We start from the raw sequence: 21,169 nt of genomic DNA, 5'->3' as shown, positions 1-21,169 counted from the left end.
TGAACTGCGGACCTCCAGGTAAGAGTTACTCTTACACTGAATGAAAGTAATTCCTAGTTTTTATAAAACTTATAAGTTGCAAGAGTTGGGTAATGTAGTTCTAAACATAGGGGGAATTTCATGTGAAGTTAACAACAAGGGAAGTTTTATCCATCCCAAATATTTTATCTTACATCCGGATTCTTCTGATTCCTGTATTTGTCTATCTTTTCATTCATGCAACGGACACAAGCGATTATTATCTTATCGGCATTATTATTCTTTTATCTGGTGTAACCGACGCATTGGACGGATGGATTGCCCGGACATTCAATCAAATTACAGAACTCGGGAAAATCGTTGACCCGATTGCAGATAAATTAACACAGACAGCGATCGTCGCCTGTCTATTGTTCCGCTATCCATATATGTGGATTCTGTTTATCCTCTTTGTCTTGAAAGAGTTGTTTATGGGAATCAATGGACTCATTCTTTTAAAACGCGGGAAAAAATTGGACGGAGCGAAGTGGTTTGGGAAAGTATCAACGGCTGTTTTTTACCTAGCGATGGGAATTTTAATTACATTTCCCAGCCTAGATACGTATTTTATCGCATTCCTCATGATTGTAACGGGTATATTCCTATCCATTTCTTTCTTGATGTATATCCCGGAATTCCTGAGATTATATGAAAAAAGAGAAGATGCTGTGCGTTAAGCTCAGCATCTTCTCTTTCATTTATAAGATCATTCATGAGGATTTTGTGGTCAGCAAATTAGCCTCGTAATGATTTCAAAGCACTGCTCCAAGCAATGACTTGATCTAACATTTGGTTTGCATTATCTGCATGGTAATCAGCTGGCTTGAAGACGGAGAAGTTTTCAAAGTCAGCTAGTAGTGAGAATGTAACTGCAGTACGAACGTCTGCTACTTGTAATTCACCAAGAATCAGGCGCATGTTCTCATGAGCACGGGTTCCGCCAAGGCTTCCGTAACCAACAAATCCTGCCGCTTTATTATTTACTTCTGGATTTAAGTAGTCAAGCGCGTTCTTCAGTGCACCACCGATTGCATGGTTGTATTCTGGAGTGATGAAAATATATCCGTCAAAAGAAGCCATTTTATCAGACCAAGCTTTGATAACTGCATTTGCCTTTTCTTTTTCAGCTTCCGGTAAGCTTTCACCTAGGAATGGTAAACGGTAATCCGCTAGGTCTACTAGCTCATATTCTACATCTTGATCCTTGCGATTGTTCGCAAAGTCAAGTGTCCAATTTGCTACTTGTTCCCCATTACGTCCTTCACGAACACTTCCTAAAATAATACCAATTTTTAACACTCGAATTCCCCCTGTTATCTATAACTTACTTTTAGTTTAATTCAATATAAATGAATTACGCTTATTAATATACCATGATTTTTTTCATGTTGCAATCTTTTTGTTCTCTTTTATTATTTACTTATCATTTGTAAGTTTAATAACATAGGCACAGAGCGAATTTTTATTTTATCACGTATTAACGGTCTGTAATACCCCCTCCTCTAAACATGGGGGAAACCCAATATGTGAAGGATGGGGATAAACAGTCCGTAAATTCCTATTCTGTTCAACTTACATTCAGCGGGGAGGTAAGGATACCCCCACTGAATGAGTTTCACTTTACCCAATATAAACTCTTGGAACACGTTTCCCGATGAGACAAATGATTTCGTAATGGATGGTTTGTAGCTGTTCGGCTATTTCGTCGAGGGAGATGTAGCCTTCTTTTTCCTCACCAAATATCGTTATAATATCGTTATCCTGTACCTCGTCAATACTTGTTACGTCCACCATCGTCTGATCCATACAGATTCTCCCGACAATCGGCACCCGCTGCCCCCTTATCGTCACCTCACCACGATTGGACAGCTGACGAGAAAGCCCATCCGCATATCCAACTGAAAGAGTGGCAATCAGCGATTTTCTCTTGGGCTGATATGTACAACCATAGCTGATTGACTCTCCCGCCTCTACTTCCTTAATTAGCACCGCTTTCGTCTGGAATGTCATTGCCTGGGTCAAGCTAATCACTTTCTTCATATGTTTTGCTGGATAAAGACCATACATACCAATCCCAACCCGACACATATCCAAGTGCATCTCTGGAAAACAAATCGTTGCCGCACTATTACAACAATGCTTCAGCAGGGCGGAATAACCATGTTCTGCTAAATAGTCCGTCACTTCAAGGAAACGCGCAAATTGCATCCGTGTATACGTTTCATCTACATTGTCCGCGTCTGCAAAATGAGTATAAATCCCTTCAAGTTCGATCCACTTGCTGTCAATGCCCTTCACTAATTCAAGTGCTTCTTCCTTGGTCTGAACGCCAACCCTTCTCATCCCTGTATCTATTTTCAAATGGACCTTAACTGCTTGCTGCAATTCTTCACAGGCGGTAACAAGTGCGTCCAACACATCCTTGCTATAAACGGTGAGCGTAATTTTATTTATAATCGCTTCCTTTACAACTTCCGGTTTCGTATAACCGAGCACAAGAATCGGGGCTTCGATACCAGCCTTTCTGAGTTCAATCGCCTCATCAAGCAATGCGACACCTAAACGATCGGCACCAGCCGCTAAAGCAGCCCTCCCGACTTCCTCCGCACCATGCCCATAGCCATCCGCTTTTACGACAGCAAGTAGTTTACTATTTTTATTCATATGTTGTTTAAAGACTCGCGTATTTTCTCGGATTGCAGCTAAAGAAACTTCAACCCATGTATCTCGGTAACTTAATCGTTTCATCCGACAAACTCCTCTGTTCTTTCATTATCTTATATTTTACCATTTCCCAACATCCTCTGGATAGGGCATACTTTTCCAATTGGAACAATATATATTATGAAGGAGATGAAATAAAAATGAGGAAGTATTTCTGTTTCACTTGAAAAATATGCTAAAAAAGGCTTAGGTTGGGTAGAGTAACTCAGCATTTCAGTCTGCTTCTATTTTCCTGTCAACCGGTTAAAAATCGAAAGGAATCAGCAAAAAAGGAGTGGATAACGTTGGGTGCGAAATGGATAAAAATTGCCGCTCTTTATTTTATTATCGGAATTGGCTTTGGGTTATTTGCGCTTTACACGATCCAGCTTCAATGGGGGGCAACGCACGCTCATATTAATGTTGTCGGCTGGCTGTCTACTGGTTTAATTGGTGTTATTTACTCGGTTTACCCAAAAGCGGGAAATAGCCAACTTGGTAAATTACAATTCTGGCTTCATCAAATCGGCTTACCTTTTCTCCTTATCGGGATGATGATGATTTATCTTGATGTACCGCCAATCGTTCTTGAAATTTTCGTGTCTGGTGGTGGGGTTGCATTTTTAATCTCTGTTGTGCTGTTTATTATCAATCTATTCCAGAATGTGCACGCTTCAGAAAGTAAGTAATTATTTAGGGCATGCATTCCTTTCGATTTTTTATAAAAATAAGGTAAACCCAGTCTTAGGGTTTACCTTATTTACTATATGCTTTAAAAACTTCAATAAATTGTTCTGGAGAGCTTTTAACAATAAAGGAGTATACACCTTTGTTCGTATATACATACAACAGTCCACCTTTTGTTCCGAGCAACCGGTAGGACAAATCGTGAATTGTATCGATTGGAAACTCACGATGTTTCGTCACCAGTCGATCCTCATACAAATACATCATACGTTGTTCTTCAGTATTTGTTTGGGTGAGGGAATCGACGGTACGAATAACTTTCACATACGATTGTTCAGCCAAGAGTTGCGCCATAAATTACCCTTCAGCAAGTTGCAAATGATTTAATCTCCATTGCAACCATTGGTATTCGCGTGTTTTTCTCGGCAGGAATTGACGGATATCATCCTCATGATAGCCTACTTGCAGCCTCTTCTCGTCAACCATAATTGGACTACGCAACAGACGAGGATGCTTGTGAATCAGTTCCAATAATTCCTGAAGCGGTAATGCTTCAATATCTAGATCAAGATCTTTATAAATCTTGGATCGTGTTGATATAATTTCATCCGTTCCGTCAACGGTCATGCGTAGGATTCCCTGAAGTTCCGTTACGGTTAACGGATACTTCAAAATATTCCGCTCCACATAATGAATGTTTTGCTTTGTAAACCATTGCTTCGCTTTCCTAGTCGATGAACATGCAGCTCCATAAATTGTCACTGTCATATATCATACCCCATTTCAAATTGGTTTATTTTGCTATGCCTTTTTTCAATAAGTTCATTTCTGCTATAAAGCTTTCAATTGCTTCTTGATCGGATAGCTCTTTCGTAAACTTCTCGACAAAATTGCGGAATGCAACTGCCGATATAATGTGGATGACATGGGTCAGTTCGCTGTCTGATTCGATATTTAAAAGATCTCTATTAATTAGTTTCGTAATTTCTTCCATACCATCTTTTTTCAGATTGCTTTCAATTATTTCATTGAAGATGGTTTCAATCTGATGGGTTACGTTAAGAAGAGCATTCCGGAAAAAGTTATACTCCTTTTCATCAGGTAATTCAATAAGCAGATCATAGTAAAAAGCAGTGATTGCTTCGAATAAGTCTCCCTGATGTGTATGCAGTTGTTGAATAAACTGTTTGTTTCTACGGCTTGCCTGTTCCTTGAGAATATAGTAATAGGCGTCTTCTTTATCTCTGAAATATTGATAAAAGCTTCCCCGAGATATCCCTGCTGTCTTTACGATATTTGCGATGGAGGCCTCGTATAAAGGAACTCTAGAAAATTCTATTTCCATTGCCTTAATTAAGGATTGACGCTTTTTCTCTGGCAGATTAAAAAATGTTGCTTTGGGCATTCCTTTACCTCCATTTCTACCAGATAATGACACGGTGTCATCTTATATTTTTATAATAAATGACACCGTGTCATTTGTCAATGCAATACGGGGTATTCCTAACTTTTTACTTACTTATTCCACAATTACCTCTTTAAATAGTTATTACCTTAAATCGCTATCGTAAAACTCCTACTTTCTTCCCGAATCCCGCAGTTTTGCAAATATGTACCTAGACACTATTTTTTAAATAAAAGCTTTTTAAGCTGAACGGATGATTACTTTCATTACGGCTTGAATGCAACCTACTTCTGGAGAGCCACATTCCAGGTACCTCTCTTTTTCCGCGGGCGGCTGCCTAAGTCTCGACGCATAGGATGTCGCTAATACAGACGTTGCCACATACGAAAGCGTTCTTTAATTAGTGAACGAGCAAACACTTACGCTGTATAAAAAAGTAAGTAAGTCAGTTGTTCCTTTTGAGAGGGGTATTAGGAGATCGGAAAAACATCTATATGTGTCTGAAACCATAATGGATAGTTGGTTTTACTAACTACGCGAGGGAATAGTTCGCTATTTTAGGCTGTGAAAGTTGAAAGTAGTCAGCTATACATGAGCGTGGTGTATTTTCTAGAGCGATGAAATTTATGCTACATAATGGGTGAAACAGGAGGAGTAGAAGCATGGTCTTTCCTGGCCTATTACGGAATACGCCAGGAATGAGCCTCGCTTTTGTTTTAGGATCTTCTGGTTGACTGACGCAAGATGAAGACAATGAGGCCGAGGAATAAGACAGGTAGGATAATACTTAATAACATGAAATCACTTCCTTTCAGATACTTTCAATCGACTATGAAAACTAGTCTACCCGTCTGGAGGTAATTTCTAACATAGATGGTAAATTGTTTACTACAAATTTTGGGTTACGTTCCATCATATCAAAAACCCAATACAATTGCAAGGCGGATTTTTAATGAGCTTTTTGCGGTGTACCATTTTTTCGCGAAAGCTAGGTAGATAAAAAATGGTACCTTTCCAGATATACGGAAAAGTACCATCAGAATATTAAAGCATCACTTTACAAATATCATTCGTGAAAGCAACCGGATCTTCAATTGGAAGACCTTCGATTAGTAATGCTTGGTTATATAATAGATTCGTGTAAAGTTTCAAATGCTCGTCGCCTTGCTCTTTCGCTTGCTCTAAAGCATTCATAATTTCGTGATCCACATTAATCTCCAATACTTTATCTGCTTTAATTTGCTGATCATCGGGCATGGAATTAATGATTTTTTCCATTTCAATTGAAATATCACCATCTGCTGTAAGCACAACCGGATGAGATTTCAAACGTTTTGAAGCACGGACAGCTGTAACCTTATCCCCTAATAGCTCTTTCATTTTCGTAAACAGCTCTTCGTGTTCCTTCTCTGTTTCTTTCTCTTCTTCCTTCTCTTTCTCATCTTGTTCAATGCCAAGATCGCCACTTGAGACGTTTCTAAATTCCTTCTCTTTATAGCTCATGAGCATGCGGATTGCGAACTCATCAATTTCGTCTGTGAAATATAGAATTTCATAACCTTTATCTTTTACAAGTTCAGTCTGCGGAAGCTTGTCCACGCGGTCAACGCTATCGCCTTGTGCATAGTAAATATATTTCTGCTCTTCTGGCATGCGCTCAACGTATTCATCCAAAGTAACTAATTTCTTTTCTTTCGATGAGTAGAATAATAGCAAATCTTGCAGCACTTCTTTATGCTGGCCGAAATCGCTGTAAACACCGAATTTCAATTGCTGGCCAAAGGATTGGTAGAAGCGTTCATAAGCTTCCCGGTCATTATTCAGCACTTGTTTCAGTTGCTGCTTGATTCGTTTATTAATGTTTTTGGCAATTGTTCTTAACTGGCGATCATGCTGAAGCATTTCCCGCGAAATATTTAAAGAAAGATCCTCGGAATCTACTAATCCTTTCACAAAACCGAAATAGTCCGGCAGCAGCTCTGGACTTTTCTCCATAATAAGTACGCCGTTGGAATAAAGCTCCAATCCTTTTTCATATTCCTTCGTATAGTAGTTATATGGTGCGCTCTCCGGGATATAAAGAATCGCATCATAACGGACCGCACCATCAACGGAAAGATGGATATGTTTTAACGGTTTATCGAAACCATAATGCTTCTCCCGATAGAAGTTTTCATAATCCTCGTCGGTAAGCTCACTCTTATTCTTCTTCCAGATTGGGATCATTGTATTCAAGGTTTCTTCCGTAATGACGTCTTCATATTCGTCTTCCGTGCCTTCTTTCAGCTTACTTTCCGTCACGTCCATTTTTATTGGATAACGGATAAAGTCGGAGTATTTCTTCACGATTTGTTTGAGTCGGTATTCTTCTAGGAATTCATCGTAATTCTCTTCTTCCTCATTTTCTTTGATTTTGAGGATAATTTTAGTGCCTACTTCGGCTTTTTCTGCCGGTTCAATCGTGTACCCTTCAGGCCCAGTTGATTCCCATTTATAAGCTTCTTCACTATCAACAGAGCGACTGATGACGGTTACTTTTTCCGCAACCATGAAGGCCGCATAGAAGCCGACACCGAATTGCCCAATGATGTCATGGCCGTCTTTAATTTCATTCTCTTCCTTAAATTGATGGGAGCCGCTTTTTGCGATGATACCGAGGTTGCTCTCCATCTCTTCTTTTGTCATCCCGATTCCTGTGTCGGTTATGGTTAATGTTCGTGTATCTTTGTTCGGGTCAAGTTTGATAAAATAACTGTCTTTATCAAACGTGAGATTGTCATCTGTAAGTGCCCGGTAGTATAGTTTGTCGATTGCATCGCTCGCATTGGAAATCAATTCTCTTAGGAAAACTTCACGCTGCGAATAGATGGAGTTAATCACCATATCTAGTAGTTTCTTTGATTCCGCTTGAAATTCTCTTCTTTCCATCGTCTCTCTCCTCTTTCGTTAAAAAGTAAGAAGCAATATATACTAATCCATCTATTTTAATACCATATCCTTTCTATGAAGTCAATCAACTTGGGTCTCTGCAAGCTTCCTGAATTCACGGTATACTAGGGGTACAAGTAAGGAGGAATGACATGCTTAAGAATTGGTTGGAGCAGTCTGATTATACGGTCGTATTTACCGGAGCGGGGATGTCGACAGAAAGTGGCCTCCCGGATTTTCGGTCAGCAAATAAGGGGTTATGGACGAAGAAAGACCCCGCGCAGCTTGCAAGTACCGATGCACTCAACAATAATGTGGAAGAGTTTATTGCATTTTACCGGGAGCGTGTACTCGGAGTGAAGGAATATGGACCACATAAAGGACATTCGATCCTTGCCAATTGGGAGCGTTCCGGCAAAGTGAAGTCGATTATTACACAAAATGTCGATGGATTCCATCAACTTGCAGGCAGTAAGCAAGTCGCAGAGCTTCATGGTACCTTGCAGAAGTTGCATTGTGAATCATGCGGGCGCCAGTACGGTAGTGAGAAGTATGTGAAAGAGGCATTTTACTGTGAGGAATGTAATGGTGTGTTACGGCCTTCGATTGTTTTATTCGGGGAAAGTCTACCAGTCGATGACTTTGAATTTGCACTACAGGAAACAGAAAAAGCAGATTTGTTCATTGTGCTTGGCTCTTCCCTCACCGTTACGCCGGCGAACCAGTTTCCAATGCTTGCGAAAGAAAATGGTGCGAGATTGGTCATTGTTAATGCAGAAGATACCCCGCTTGATCGGTCCGCCGATTTGATTATTCAAGATAAGAAAATTGGTGAGCTTTTGCAAGAACTGGATGAGAATCTATAAGAAAAATAAAACAGACGTGGTAGCTCCCTCTCCTTATGAGGGTAGATACCACGTCTTTCATTTCTATTTTCCGGTTTTTCTCGCCCTCTTCTACTAGCTAGACACCTTTAAATGCTTTTCTATAAACATCGGCCAGTTCTGTGACGAGAGGTAACTTCGGATTTGCTGTTGTACATTGATCTTCAAAAGCTTTATCAGCTAAATGATCCACTTTTGCTTCAAATTCTTTCTGGGTGACCCCATTTTCTTCAATACTCATCGGGATATCCAATTCTTTTGCCAGTTTAATAATGGCTTGTACCAGATTTTCCACCCCTTCTTCGGTGGTAGCAGCTTGTAAGCCAATCGCTTTGGCAATCTCCGCATAACGCTTATCTGCAATGAAATGTTCATATTTAGGGAATGAGACAAATTTCGTCGGCTTCGTTGCATTATATCGAATAACATGAGGTAACAAAATAGTATTAGCACGGCCATGAGCAATGTTAAATTCACCGCCCAGTTTATGTGCCAAACTATGGTTTATCCCTAAGAACGCATTGGTAAATGCCATTCCGGCAATGGTCGAGGCATTATGCACTTTTTCACGGGCCTTCTCATTTGATCCATCATGATAGGCTTGCGGTAAATATTCAAAGATAAGCTGAATAGCCTTAATTGCCAACCCATCTGTAAAGTCGTTAGCCATATTGGATACATAAGCTTCAATCGCATGGGTTAAGACGTCCATTCCGGTGTCAGCTGTCACTGTTTTCGGTACACTCATTACAAATTGCGGGTCAATGATTGCTACATCCGGTGTCAGCTCATAGTCAGCCAGCGGATACTTTATATTATTCTCTTTATCTGTGATGACTGAAAAAGATGTGACTTCGGCTCCAGTCCCAGAGGTTGTTGGAATCCCGACAAATTGCGCCCGTTTTCCGAGTTGCGGGTATTTATAAGCACGTTTACGGATATCCATGAATTTCTGCTTTAAACCGTTAAAGTCTGTTTCAGGATATTCATAGAATAGCCACATCGATTTAGCGGCGTCCATGGGTGAACCACCACCGAGAGCAATAATGACATCCGGCTCAAATTCTCTCATCTCCGCCGCACCCCGCATGACGGTTTCTTTAGAAGGATCTGGCTCAACGTCTGAAATAATTCTACAATGGACATAATCCGGACGTTTTCTCAAGTAATATAGGACCTTATCAACGTATCCCAATTTGACCATCATCGGATCCGTTACAATGATAGCCCTTGAGATATTCGGCATTTTCTCAAGATATTGAACGGCATTTTTTTCAAAATATATTTTTGGTGGAACTTTAAACCATTGCATATTAACACTTCTTTTCGCCAATTTTTTGACGTTATATAAATGAACAGAGCTCACATTGCTAGACACAGAATTTCCGCCATATGAACCGCACCCAAGGGTCAGTGACGGGGTATACGCATTATATATATCGCCAATTGCCCCTTGAGATGATGGCTGGTTAACAATCAAGCGTCCAGCTTTCATCCGCTGACTGAATTCATCGATGACCTTCTGATCTTCAGAATGGATCACAGCAGAGTGACCAAGTCCACCAAATTCAAGCATTTCCTCACATCGTCTGAGTCCCATTTCTGTATTGTTTGCTTTATAACAGGCAAGCACGGGACTGAGTTTTTCCCGTGACAGCGGATAATCGGGACCCACTCCGGTTAATTCAGCGACCAATATCTTTGTGTTTTCTGGAACAGTGACTCCTGCCATTTTCGCAATAGTAGCTGCACTCATTCCAACAATCGCCGGATTAACAGAAGCCGTATTTTCATCAATGACCAGTTTTTCAACTTTTACCTTTTCTGTGGCATTTAAAAAGTAACAGTTCTGGGCAATCATCTCTTGTTTCACTTTTTCATAGATTGGCTCATCGATAATTACAGCTTGTTCGGAAGCACAAATCATGCCATTATCAAATGTTTTAGATAAAATGAGATCATTGACTGCTCGTTTGATATATGCTGTTTTTTCTATATAACAAGGGACGTTACCTGGTCCGACACCTAGGGCTGGTTTTCCGGAACTGTAAGCGGATTTCACCATTCCAGATCCACCTGTGGCTAAAATGAGCGCGATGCCCTCATGTTTCATGAGTGCTTGCGTTTTTTCCACAGCTGGTTGTTCAATCCACTGAATGCAGTGTTCAGGTGCACCGGCTTTTACAGCAGCTTCATATAGGACTTGGGCTGCTTTAGCACTTGATTTTTGTGCCCCAGGGTGAAAAGCAAAGATAATCGGATTGCCCGTTTTAATAGAGATAATGGATTTAAACATGGTCGTAGAAGTCGGATTCGTGATAGGAGTAATGCCAGCTATGACTCCAATAGGTTCCGCAATTTCAACGATACCTTCCATTTCATTTTCATTCATGACCCCTATTGTCCGTTCATATTTAATGTTGTGGTAAATATATTCCGTCGAAAACATATTTTTAATAATTTTGTCCTCGTAAACACCGCGTTTTGTTTCTTCTACAGCCAACTTGGCCAATTCCATATGTTGGACCAAGCCCGCTAATGCCATTTCTTTAATAATGTTGTTAATTTGGGCTTGATCCAGCATTTTCATTTCCTTTAATGCCTTATTCCCATTAACGACCAGGGCATCAATGCTCTCACCCGCTGATTTAACTTGTTTCTTTTCAAGTGTTTTTGTAGTCATGGTAAATCCTCCTCATCTTATATTGTGAAATATTGAGCATGTTGTTTTAAAAAAATATAGCCTATTGCTATCCAACTAAATATCATGTGAGGCTGAGAAAATAATGTCTGTTAATTAACCGTTAAACTCACCTCGCTTCTTTGTGAACCGTTGATCATGTTATTGCGTAATAAGATTTCTATCTCTTTCAAATTGATCATACCACCTGGAAACGCTTCCTGTTTCGGCAGATTATGACAAATCGGTGAAGTTATTCTATACTATATTCAATGCACATATTTTTTTAACAAAACTCTCTTTTTTCGCTGTATATTCATTTATACCTTCCTGTTTATGCCTTACAAAGGATTTCTTTATACGGCTCTAGCCTTGTTTCCTTTACAATATCTTTTTTAACTCTGAGAAACTCTTCTGTCCATTCGTGATTATGAGGTACCAGTCTAACTTCATTTCTTTTTAAACCTAATCTCATTAAAATATTCTCCCTTCTCCTAATCCATAAATAGAAACTCCCGCGGGATTCTTCGGTGCTGAATTCCAAGTTCCTCACATCTTCCATGGTTTTCGCCAATAATCTCAGGCTCATCTTCCCTTTATCCCTCAACAAGGGGTGTAATTGACAAGGCGGCAGGATTCACTTTATCCCGGTGTAACCGTCCGTAAAGCTCCCACCTCAAAGCTTTAGGTCATTCAAGAAAGTTTCAACAGCTAGCAACTAACGGCTTGCTGGGCGCGCGAATATATAAAAAGAGGTGGGGACAGCTTATATCCTCACCTCTTTTAATCTTTATGCCATCCACTTAGGTGGTGTATTTTTATCCCAGTAAATTTCACCGAGGTTGTGATGCTCTCTGAAGTCATCGTTTTGAAGATGATAGTGGAAGTTGAAATAGTAGCCTTCTAATGGCCGATTGTCACGACGGACGTGGAACTGGATGACATCTTCTTCCGTACGATAATCGGTTACGTGAAAGATTCGCTCACCGTAGCCCTTTGCTGGTTGTTCCGTAATTCCATAATAACGAACCGCCTCATCCCCTGCTTCAGCAGCTAACTCTTCTAGTACAGACTCCATTTTCGGCAAAATTACCGCAGAAAACTCATCCTCCACTTGTTCAGCAATACGCGGACCAAATTTCAGCATGCTTTGAATTTTCGCCTGTTCTTGTAACTCCCGTAAATAATCCGGTTCTGTTTCGACTTCAAGCATTGTTTCATAGCTTTCGAACGTCGCTTCACTTGCCCGGACTTCAGTCGCTTGATCGAATTCTGCTTTTGAGGAGAAAGTATCTTTATTATCTTCTGCTTCAATTTCCAATAACGAAGTCGGCGTGTACATTCCGAGTGTTGCAATCGCAATCAATGCAACGAGCGCTTTTTTCATCCACAACTTCATGGCCATCACTTCCCAATCATTTCCTTACTATAAGTTTAACATGTTATGGGCAGATGTCTATTGGGAAAATGGTTTATTTCGTTAACTTTCTATTAATTTTCTGGGACAAAGGCGTAAGCGTCCGTTTAGCAACGTACAAACTGGAGCACTCCGGAATGAGATAAAGGAAACACAACGAACGCAGTGAGTTGATGTTGACTTATCGATTGGAGGAGTGTGAAGTTTGATAGTTGCTGGGCGCTGGAGCCGGACGTGGCTAGCCCTGGATACCTAAGTTATCACAGCATTTTTATTTTATAGTTTCCTATTCTGGGACAAATGCTCTGACCCTCTGTCCCTACACATTCTCACTTTTTGGGCATAGGATATTGGAGCGAAATGTAAGAGGGGGAGTTTTTGTGATTATTCACGTTGTGGAGCCGGGGGATAATTTGTATGGGTTACATGAACGATATGGGGTAAGTATGACGGAGTTATTGCGAGTGAACGATTTGCCGGATCCGGAACGGCTTGTTGTTGGTCTGGCGTTACTTATTCCGATTAAGGGTACGTGGCATACGGTGAAGGCTGGGGAAAGCTTGTGGAGTATTGCTGCTAATTTTGGATTGGCTTTAAATCAGGTATTACAGGCAAACCCCGGGGGCAATCCCGAGGCGCTCATGCCAGGGCAAAGAATATTTATTCCGCTTGCACGTCACAATGTAGCGCCTGGCGAGACACTTGCAAGCATTGCAAATCAGTACGGAGTATCGGTCTATGCACTCGCTCAGGAGAACGCCCTTACGATAACCGAGCCTATCTTTAGTGGCCAAACGCTCTTTATTCCACGGGGGAAACCAATTATTGATGTCAATGCATATTCCTACCAGCAAGATGCAGCGGGTGCTCAGTCGATCCGTGAAGTTGGGGAACTGCTGACATTTGCGAGCCCGTTTGCCTATCAGGTTCAAGCGGACGGAAGCTTGGAGCCTTTTCCAGATGAACAGATGATTGCCGCAAGTTATGAAGAGAATGTTTTGCCAATGATGTCGATCTTGAATTTCACTTCAGAAGAAACCGGTTCATCGCTCACCCATACGATTCTGACGAGTAACCAGCTAATGGATACATTATTGACAAACATCCTCAATGTAATGAACGAAAAAGGCTATCGAGGGTTAAATATTGATTTTGAAAATGTATTACCCGAAGATCGGGAGCGTTTCAATAACTTTATACAATTGGCCGTCAACCGCCTCCATCCTGAAGGGTATTTCGTTTCGACTGCGGTAGCCCCGAAGACAAGCGCTGACCAACCTGGATTATTGTATGAAGCCCATGATTATGCAGCCCATGGAAGAATTGCCGATTTCGTTATCTTAATGACATATGAATGGGGATACCGGCTCGGTCCGCCTCAAGCGATTTCACCACTAAACCAGATGCGGCGGGTTGTAGAATATGCCCTAACCGAAATGCCCGCAGAGAAAATATTCCTTGGTTTCCAGATTTACGCGCGGGACTGGAAGTTGCCTCATGTTCAAGGTCAAGCCGCCCAAACATTCAGCCCTCAAAGGGCAGTGGAGCTCGCTACCAAGTATAATGCAGAAATTCAGTTTGATAGAGTTGCCGCTTCTCCGTTCTTTCGCTACACGGATGAAGACGGTGTAGATCATGAAGTGTGGTTTGAAGATGCGAGAAGTGCTCAAGCCAAGTTTGATTTGGCAAAAGAATTGAATCTTGGCGGGATCAGTTATTGGGCACTCGGCTACCCTTTCCCACAAAACTGGGAATTGCTGCGGGATAACTTTACGGTGAGGAAGAGAATCTAAAAGTGCAAAGGCCGATTCGCGGGCGCCTGGGACTGTGATTACTCGTCCTACCAAAAGATCTGCTAGTTACTCGTCGTATTGCAAGCTTTCTGGGTGGAGAAACTCTCCTCGCAAAGCTGCAAGAAGATTACTCTTAGGAGCTTACTCAAGAAGGAATTAAATTAGGCAATGCTTGAGCGCAGAGCGGACGTGGCTAGCCCTGGATACCTAAGTTATCACAGCATTTTAATTTATAGTTTCTTATCCAACGAGGAAAGGACAGCTTGATGGGCTGTCCTTAGTCATTTCCGTTATAATTTTCCGTTCGGTTGATGAATTCTTCGGCAGCACTGTAGCCTTGTTGTTTTAGATACCAGCTGTTTGCTGCTGCTTCAATTAAGCCCGCAACATCTCTTCCCGGCTGGAGCTGGATTTTAATATGAGGAATTTCAACTCCCATATAATTCGTATATTCTGTCTTTAATTCGAGATCATTGTTCAGCTCATTAGCTCCCCATTTGGTAAGCTCAATATCAAGGGCAATCCTCGTTTCTTCCTGGAACGCTTTCCTTCCGTAAACACGGACGATATTTAACAGTCCTACACTTCTTAGAGCAAGGAATTCTTTATTCATCTCATTATGTGTCCCAAGAATCGTCCGGTGACTGAGTTTTCTCAGTACGACAATATCATCAGCAACAAGACGATGCCCGCGCCCAATGAGCGTATAAGCGGTTTCACTTTTTCCTATTCCCGATTCACCGCGCAGAAGGATTCCGATGCCGAACACATTCAGACAAACGCCTGGTACAGCAATCTCCTCTGCAAGTGCTCTACCTAAATAAGCGTCCAATTTAGAGATGAACTCATACGTAGAATCATTCGTCCGAAGCAATGGAATTCGCTCCTGGTTGCAGTACTGTTCAAGATAGGTCAATTCCTCCTGCCCCCGCGTCACAATAAAACAAGGAGGATGATAATTGACAATGTTGCCGATTCTTTGTTTCCTTTCTTCCACACTAAGCGATTTCAAGTAATTTATTTCCGTTAGTCCGAGAACTTGCACGCGTTCCGTTGGGAAAAAATCAAAATAACCGATAAACTCGAGGCCAGGCCGGTGCGATTTATTCTTCGATACCTTTCTGTCGAGACTATCTTCTCCTGCGAGAATTTCCAAGGATAATTCTTTCGCAATTCGTTCTACACTAATCGTTTTCACTTTTCCACCTAATTTCTCTTTTTCATGTGAGTATCCGTTTCAGCGATAATTGTATCTATTATACAATATATTACCACATATATTAAGGAGACATAGAAATTTAACAAAAATAATAAAAGCCAGATCGGAAGTCCGAAAATCTGGCTTTAAACTTATTGGGTCAAATCTATCTTTTTACTTGTATAGTACATAATGAATCCGCCAATTGTCATGGAGAGTAACTCACCAATAGCAACCGTAAGATAAGACCACCAAAATGGCAGATCGAATATTAAATAAAGTTGCACAGCGACACTAAACATCGATAACGTAGCGATAAAAGCTGTGACAATAAATTTAGCTTTTACATTTTTTATATTCTTGGTCACAGCCCTAGCGACAAGCAAAACTGCAAGGGTCGCGAGTCCGCCAATTGGCACATCGATAAACCACATCGGTGACATGAAGTTTGCAATTACAACTCCCAAGAAAACTGCAACGACATATCGTTTGTGAAATAATGCCAAGTAATTGAACATTTCGGATAAGCGGAGCTGGATTGGCCCAAAGCTAATGACAGATAAAATGAGGGTGACCGCCATATATAATGCGGCAACTAAGGAAATTTTCACTATACTCCTAGTTGAAGTCAGTGACTCTTCGTGTGCTATAGAACTATTCATTTGATAAACTCCTTTGTAAAATAGCAAATTGCTATTTTAGTAATAATTATGGCCAAAGGATCGGACAAGTGCCCTACAAAGTGCCATAATACAAGCAAAAAAGCCTGCCAGATGAGTATAACAAAAAACCCTTCTTTTGCATAGAAGGATTTTTGTGGAAAATAGTTATGATACGCTATTTAACAGTCCAACCGCCATCGACTGGAATGACAGCGCCATGAATATAACCTGCCGCGCTGCTAGCAAGATATAAAGTAAGGTTCGCAACCTCTTCTGGTTCAGCCCAGCGCCCAGCCGGCGTCTCTTCTGCTACCCAGTTTGCCATCTCGCCTCCATTTGCGAAGTCCTTAGCATTCATTGGAGTCCGGATCGCCCCAGGCGCGATCGCGTTTACCCGGATTCCTTTTCTGCTGAAATCATAGGCAAGCTGCTTCGTATAGCCAACAATTGCATGCTTCGAAGCCGTATACGCTGCTCCTCCGCCTCCTGCAACAAGCCCGGCAATCGATGCGGTATTCACAATAACCCCTTGTTCCCATTTCAACATATGAGGAAGGATATAATTCGTAACGTGGTAGATTCCTTTTACGTTTGTATTAAATACGTCATCCCATAATTCCTCTGTCGTATCGAGCGTCGTTTTGTAATCATCGAGGATGCCTGCTGTATTCACCAGAATATCAATTCGGACATATTCCCTTAGCGCCTGATGGACAGCTTCTGCAACTTCTGACTTTTCCGCGACATTCGCACACCAGAACGCAAATGTCTCCGGATAGGCCTGTTTTAATAACTGCAGGCCGGTTTCATTCTGATCCACCCCAAAAACAGAAGCGCCTTGCTTTAAGAAGGCTTCTGCCTGTGCATATCCAATACCCGAAGCTGCACCTGTAATAAATACCGTCTTCCCGTCATACTCTGAAAAATTCAAGCATCATCATCCTTTTAACATTTTTTATATTAAAAAAGAGCCCATTAAAAAAGGCTCGTCTTTATTTGACTACTTCCCAATCTTCCGCAAGCAGATCACAAACAGTCGGGGTGAACATTGTATACCCTTCACCCTCAACATTTATTAATAAATATGGATTCAGTTTTTCACCATCGATTGTACTTTCACCAACAAGTTTGACATATAACTCAGCACCCGGCCAACCGGAACGGATTATCTTTTCACCTGCACGAAGACGTGGCAAAACCTCTTCAAATTTCATTGCGAAACCACCCTTTCTTTATATATAAAAGTATAGAGGATACATGAATTGATTTCAAATTTACCGGGACACGGGGTCAGAGCATTTGTCCCACTGCTCAAAAAAACACCCACATATTTGCGGGTGTTTCTCTAATTATTTATTATACACTTGCCAGCAGTTCGGGTTCTTTCGTTTCGTTTAACTCAAGTGCTTTAGAGGTTGATTCTTTGATTTCACGCAGTAATTCCGGATTTTCACGTAATTTCATTCCATAGGATGGAACCATTTCTTTAATTTTCGGTTCCCATTCTTCCATCCGTTCCGGGAAGCAGCGATTCAAGATATCCAACATAACCTGTACGGCAGTGGATGCACCTGGTGAAGCACCGAGTAATGCAGCAACTGTTCCGTCCGCACCTGTAATTACCTCGGTACCAAACTGTAATGTTCCTTTTCCGCCGTGATCCGTATCTTTAATGACTTGGACACGCTGTCCAGCAACAATCAAATCCCAGTCCTCACTCTTCGCATTCGGAATGAATTCACGAAGTTCTTTCATCCGCTGTTCTTTTGATTGCAGCACTTGTGTCACTAAATATTTCGTAAGCGGCAACTCCTTCGCTCCTGCTGCAAGCATCGTAAATACGTTGCTCGGTTTTACCGAAGTAATTAAGTCCATATTGGAACCCGTCTTCAAGAACTTCGGTGAAAATCCGGCATAAGGACCGAATAATAATTGCTTCTCATTATTGATATAGCGTGTATCCAAATGCGGTACGGACATTGGTGGAGCACCGACCTTCGCTTTACCGTACACTTTCGCATTATGCTGTTCCACGATTTCCGGATTATTACATACCATGAAGATTCCGCTAACCGGGAACCCGCCGATACGCTTGCTCTCTGGAATGCCTGTTTTTTGTAAAAGATGCAAGCTACCGCCGCCACCGCCAATAAAGACGAATTTCGCAAAATGGCTTTCCGTCTTACCAGTTTCCAAGTTTTTCACTTTGACTTCCCAGCCTTTGCGTTTTTGCTTCAGATCTTCCACTTCATGATTGTACTGGATATCTGCTCCAGTCTCGTCTAGATGTTCAAATAACTTCCGAGTTAAAGCGCCAAAGTTCACATCTGTTCCACTATCAATCTTCGTCGCGGCAATCCCATCTTCAAGTACGCGGTCATTCATCATAAGCGGCAGCCATTCCGCTAATGTTGCAGGGTTCTCCGTGTATTTAATATCTTCAAACAAAGGATTTTCCTTCATCAATTCATAACGTTTCTTTAAAAATTCGACATTCTTTTCACCTTGGACTAAGCTAATGTGCGGCAACGCTCTAATAAACTTCTCCGGATCCTGCAATAAGCCTTTCTTTACAAGATAGGACCAGAACTGCAAGGAAACTTGGAACTGCTCATTCACATTATTTGCCTTTGTTACATCGATTGTGCCATCTGGATTTTCAGTCGTATAGTTTAACTCACATAATGCGGCATGCCCTGTACCAGCATTATTTAATTCATGTGAACTCTCTTCCCCTGCTTTCTCAAGCTTCTCAAACACTGTAATGTTCCACTCCGGCGCCAATTCATGCAATAGCGTACCAAGCGTTGCACTCATAATTCCAGCACCGATTAAAATAACATCTGTGTTCTCCCTTTTATTCATACTATCCTCTTCCTTATCTGTATATTTTGAACAACGGCGCAAGCACCCTTACAGGCTAAGTACGCGATTCGTTACGCGGACGCCTGTACCAGCGTATCCAGTAGTCGCAGCAACGTACAAACTGTTCCTTCCAGAACGGAAGGTAGTTCGGTGTTGCCCCACTGAATGAGTTTCACTTTATAGTTTCCTTTGCTCCCCAAAAATGAAAGTGCTTCCACAAATTCAATTACCTTAAGAACCCAATAGATTCTGCCCATAGATAAATTCATATAGTTGTAACACTATTATTTTAGCATATTCCCTAAATCTGCTCCAGCATTCCACATGAAAACAGTTTTTTATGATTAAATGAGGAGCAATAACGGATAAGTTATCCATTATTCGTCTGAAAAGCTCGTCAAGCTACTGACAAGTGATAAGAAAAATTGTACAATGGAATATGAATTGTTCATGATATTCAACATAACGGTATGTTAAATATAGAATGGAAAGGGATGCGGGAATGGAAGTACGTGTGGAGAAAGATTTTTTAGGTGAAGTAGAGATACCTGACACCGCCTATTATGGTGTACAAAGCGTGAGGGCAAGGGATAATTTCCCCATCACAGGCTACAAGACGGATGTGACACTTATCCGGGCAATTGGTTTTGTTAAAAAAGCTGCTGCGATGACGAATGCCGAGCTCGGTCAACTGGATAAGCAAATCGCTGAAGCAATTGTAACAGCTTCGGAGGAAATAATTAGCGGGAAATTTGATGACCAATTTATCGTCGACCCAATTCAAGGTGGAGCGGGAACTTCCTTCAATATGAATGCGAATGAAATTATCGCGAACCGAGCACTCGAATTATTAGGCGAAAAGAAAGGCAACTACAGTATTATTAGCCCGAACTCGCATGTCAATATGGCACAATCAACAAATGATGTTTTCCCAACTTCAGTAAATATAGCACTTATCGAACGCCTACATCATCTCGTTGATAAAATTGCCAAGCTTGTCGATGCCTTAAAGTCAAAATCTGAGGAATTCGATAATGTCATTAAAATGGGAAGAACCCATCTGCAGGATGCTGTTCCAATCCGTCTTGGCCAAGAATTCATTGGCTACCATTCTGTTATTGATCGTGACTTAGAGCGAATCAGCAAATCAATCAAAGGCTTACGCTCCATCAACCTCGGTGGAACATCTGTTGGAACTGGACTCAACGCCCTGCCAGAATACACGGAGAAAGCTGTTGACTACTTAGCAGAACTGACAGGATTTGAACTGAAAAGCAGTGAGAGCCTGATTGATGCAACTCAGAATACAGATGTCTATACCGAAGTGTCTGGCATGCTGAAAATCCATGCATTAAATATATCGAAAATCGCTAATGACTTGCGCCTGATGAGTTCCGGTCCGACTGCAGGACTTGGAGAAATCAATCTGCCGGCACGTCAAAGCGGCTCTTCCATCATGCCAGGTAAAGTAAATCCGGTTATTTGTGAAGTAATTAGCCAAGTCGCTTATCAAGTTGTTGGGAATGACGCAACAATTGGAATGGCAGCAGAAAATGGACAGCTTGAATTGAACGTAATGAAGCCAGTCCTTGTATTCAACCTGCTCGAATCCATTTCTATTTTAGAAAATGGAATTCAGATCTTTAAAGAATATGCTATTGAAGGAATGACGGCGAATATCGAACATTGCCGGAATATGGTCGAACGCAGTATTTCTCTTGTTACTGCGATTAATCCATATGTTGGTTATGAAAAAGCAACCGAAGTCGCCCGGATTGCAATTGAGACAAATCGCCCGATCCGTGAAATCTGTATTGAAAACGGAATTCTTACAGAAAAAGAAGTCGATACGATCCTCGACTTAAACAACTTAACTTCCCCTGGAATTGCTGGAAGAGATAAAGTATATGCAGGGAAATAAATAATTGA

General features: G+C 41.3%; 19 protein-coding genes. 5 read left to right on the top strand and 14 right to left on the bottom strand.

All coding sequences use genetic code 11. From position 1 onward, the window contains the following. Nucleotides 1-122: 122 nt before the first annotated feature. Nucleotides 123-695: a CDP-alcohol phosphatidyltransferase family protein gene (locus GN217_RS08300; RefSeq protein WP_156856217.1), complete on the top strand. Its 573-nt coding sequence runs from the start codon at nt 123-125 to the stop codon at nt 693-695. A gap of 58 nt (nt 696-753) precedes the next feature. Here GN217_RS08300 and GN217_RS08295 read toward each other — a convergent pair whose 3' ends face one another. After that, on the bottom strand, nt 754-1,317 hold the full coding sequence (locus tag GN217_RS08295) for an NADPH-dependent FMN reductase (RefSeq protein ID WP_156856216.1): 564 nt from the start codon (nt 1,315-1,317) through the stop codon (nt 754-756). A 321-nt stretch (nt 1,318-1,638) separates the two neighbouring features. After that, a complete protein-coding gene (alr, locus tag GN217_RS08290; protein ID WP_156856215.1) occupies nt 1,639-2,766 on the bottom strand; it encodes an alanine racemase in 1,128 nt (375 codons plus the stop codon). Nucleotides 2,767-3,026: 260 nt separating this feature from the next. On the opposite strand from alr, the gene GN217_RS08285 reads away from it, so the two are divergent. Continuing rightward, entirely contained in the window at nt 3,027-3,410 is a 384-nt protein-coding gene (locus GN217_RS08285) for a hypothetical protein (protein ID WP_156856214.1), read from the top strand. Nucleotides 3,411-3,477: 67 nt separating this feature from the next. Here GN217_RS08285 and GN217_RS08280 read toward each other — a convergent pair whose 3' ends face one another. The 4 genes from GN217_RS08280 to htpG form a co-directional block, all read right to left on the bottom strand. Beyond that, entirely contained in the window at nt 3,478-3,762 is a 285-nt protein-coding gene (locus GN217_RS08280; RefSeq protein ID WP_156856213.1) for a hypothetical protein, read from the bottom strand. 3 nt (nt 3,763-3,765) lie between these two features. Further along, nucleotides 3,766-4,176, bottom strand: coding sequence for a transcriptional regulator Spx (gene spx, locus GN217_RS08275; protein WP_156856212.1), 411 nt, complete (start codon nt 4,174-4,176; stop codon nt 3,766-3,768). A gap of 25 nt (nt 4,177-4,201) precedes the next feature. Further along, nucleotides 4,202-4,813, bottom strand: a complete 612-nt coding sequence (locus GN217_RS08270) for a TetR/AcrR family transcriptional regulator (RefSeq protein WP_156856211.1) — start codon at nt 4,811-4,813, stop codon at nt 4,202-4,204. A 1,044-nt stretch (nt 4,814-5,857) separates the two neighbouring features. Beyond that, entirely contained in the window at nt 5,858-7,741 is a 1,884-nt protein-coding gene (gene htpG, locus GN217_RS08265) for a molecular chaperone HtpG (protein WP_156856210.1), read from the bottom strand. A gap of 152 nt (nt 7,742-7,893) precedes the next feature. Here htpG and GN217_RS08260 point away from each other — a divergent pair, with 152 nt between their 5' ends. Then, nucleotides 7,894-8,607, top strand: coding sequence for an NAD-dependent protein deacylase (locus GN217_RS08260; RefSeq protein ID WP_156856209.1), 714 nt, complete (start codon nt 7,894-7,896; stop codon nt 8,605-8,607). Nucleotides 8,608-8,704: 97 nt separating this feature from the next. Here the strand turns inward: GN217_RS08260 and adhE are convergent, their stop codons facing one another. From adhE to GN217_RS08245, 3 genes are all read right to left on the bottom strand, one after another. Beyond that, nucleotides 8,705-11,308: a bifunctional acetaldehyde-CoA/alcohol dehydrogenase gene (gene adhE, locus GN217_RS08255; RefSeq protein WP_156856208.1), complete on the bottom strand. Its 2,604-nt coding sequence runs from the start codon at nt 11,306-11,308 to the stop codon at nt 8,705-8,707. Nucleotides 11,309-11,639: 331 nt separating this feature from the next. Next, nucleotides 11,640-11,912, bottom strand: coding sequence for a hypothetical protein (locus GN217_RS08250; protein ID WP_156856207.1), 273 nt, complete (start codon nt 11,910-11,912; stop codon nt 11,640-11,642). 183 nt (nt 11,913-12,095) lie between these two features. Beyond that, complete coding sequence (locus tag GN217_RS08245) at nt 12,096-12,704, bottom strand: YpjP family protein (protein WP_156856206.1); 609 nt, start codon at nt 12,702-12,704, stop codon at nt 12,096-12,098. A gap of 398 nt (nt 12,705-13,102) precedes the next feature. On the opposite strand from GN217_RS08245, the gene GN217_RS08240 reads away from it, so the two are divergent. After that, nucleotides 13,103-14,515: a LysM peptidoglycan-binding domain-containing protein gene (locus GN217_RS08240; RefSeq protein ID WP_156856205.1), complete on the top strand. Its 1,413-nt coding sequence runs from the start codon at nt 13,103-13,105 to the stop codon at nt 14,513-14,515. A 277-nt stretch (nt 14,516-14,792) separates the two neighbouring features. Here the strand turns inward: GN217_RS08240 and hprK are convergent, their stop codons facing one another. The 5 genes from hprK to mqo all read right to left on the bottom strand — a co-directional run bounded on the left by hprK (nt 14,793) and on the right by mqo (nt 19,282). Continuing rightward, nucleotides 14,793-15,713, bottom strand: coding sequence for an HPr(Ser) kinase/phosphatase (gene hprK / locus GN217_RS08235; RefSeq protein ID WP_156856204.1), 921 nt, complete (start codon nt 15,711-15,713; stop codon nt 14,793-14,795). Nucleotides 15,714-15,865: 152 nt separating this feature from the next. Continuing rightward, entirely contained in the window at nt 15,866-16,375 is a 510-nt protein-coding gene (locus tag GN217_RS08230) for a QueT transporter family protein (protein WP_156856203.1), read from the bottom strand. A gap of 175 nt (nt 16,376-16,550) precedes the next feature. Continuing rightward, entirely contained in the window at nt 16,551-17,306 is a 756-nt protein-coding gene (locus tag GN217_RS08225) for a 3-oxoacyl-ACP reductase (RefSeq protein ID WP_156856202.1), read from the bottom strand. Between the two features lie 61 nt (nt 17,307-17,367). Next, nucleotides 17,368-17,589, bottom strand: a complete 222-nt coding sequence (locus tag GN217_RS08220; RefSeq protein WP_156856201.1) for a DUF2829 domain-containing protein — start codon at nt 17,587-17,589, stop codon at nt 17,368-17,370. A gap of 142 nt (nt 17,590-17,731) precedes the next feature. Beyond that, nucleotides 17,732-19,282, bottom strand: a complete 1,551-nt coding sequence (gene mqo / locus GN217_RS08215) for a malate dehydrogenase (quinone) (protein WP_255454361.1) — start codon at nt 19,280-19,282, stop codon at nt 17,732-17,734. 460 nt (nt 19,283-19,742) lie between these two features. Here mqo and GN217_RS08210 point away from each other — a divergent pair, with 460 nt between their 5' ends. Next, nucleotides 19,743-21,161 (top strand): aspartate ammonia-lyase, encoded by a 1,419-nt coding sequence (locus GN217_RS08210; protein WP_232334371.1) that lies wholly within the window; start codon nt 19,743-19,745, stop codon nt 21,159-21,161. Nucleotides 21,162-21,169: the final 8 nt, after the last annotated feature.

Source organism: Oceanobacillus sp. AG (assembly GCF_009746545.1).
Taxonomy (GTDB): Bacteria; Bacillota; Bacilli; order Bacillales; family Amphibacillaceae; genus Oceanobacillus; species Oceanobacillus indicireducens.
The sequence above is the reverse complement of the archived record's forward strand: the minus strand, read 5'-3'. Positions and strand labels throughout refer to the sequence as shown.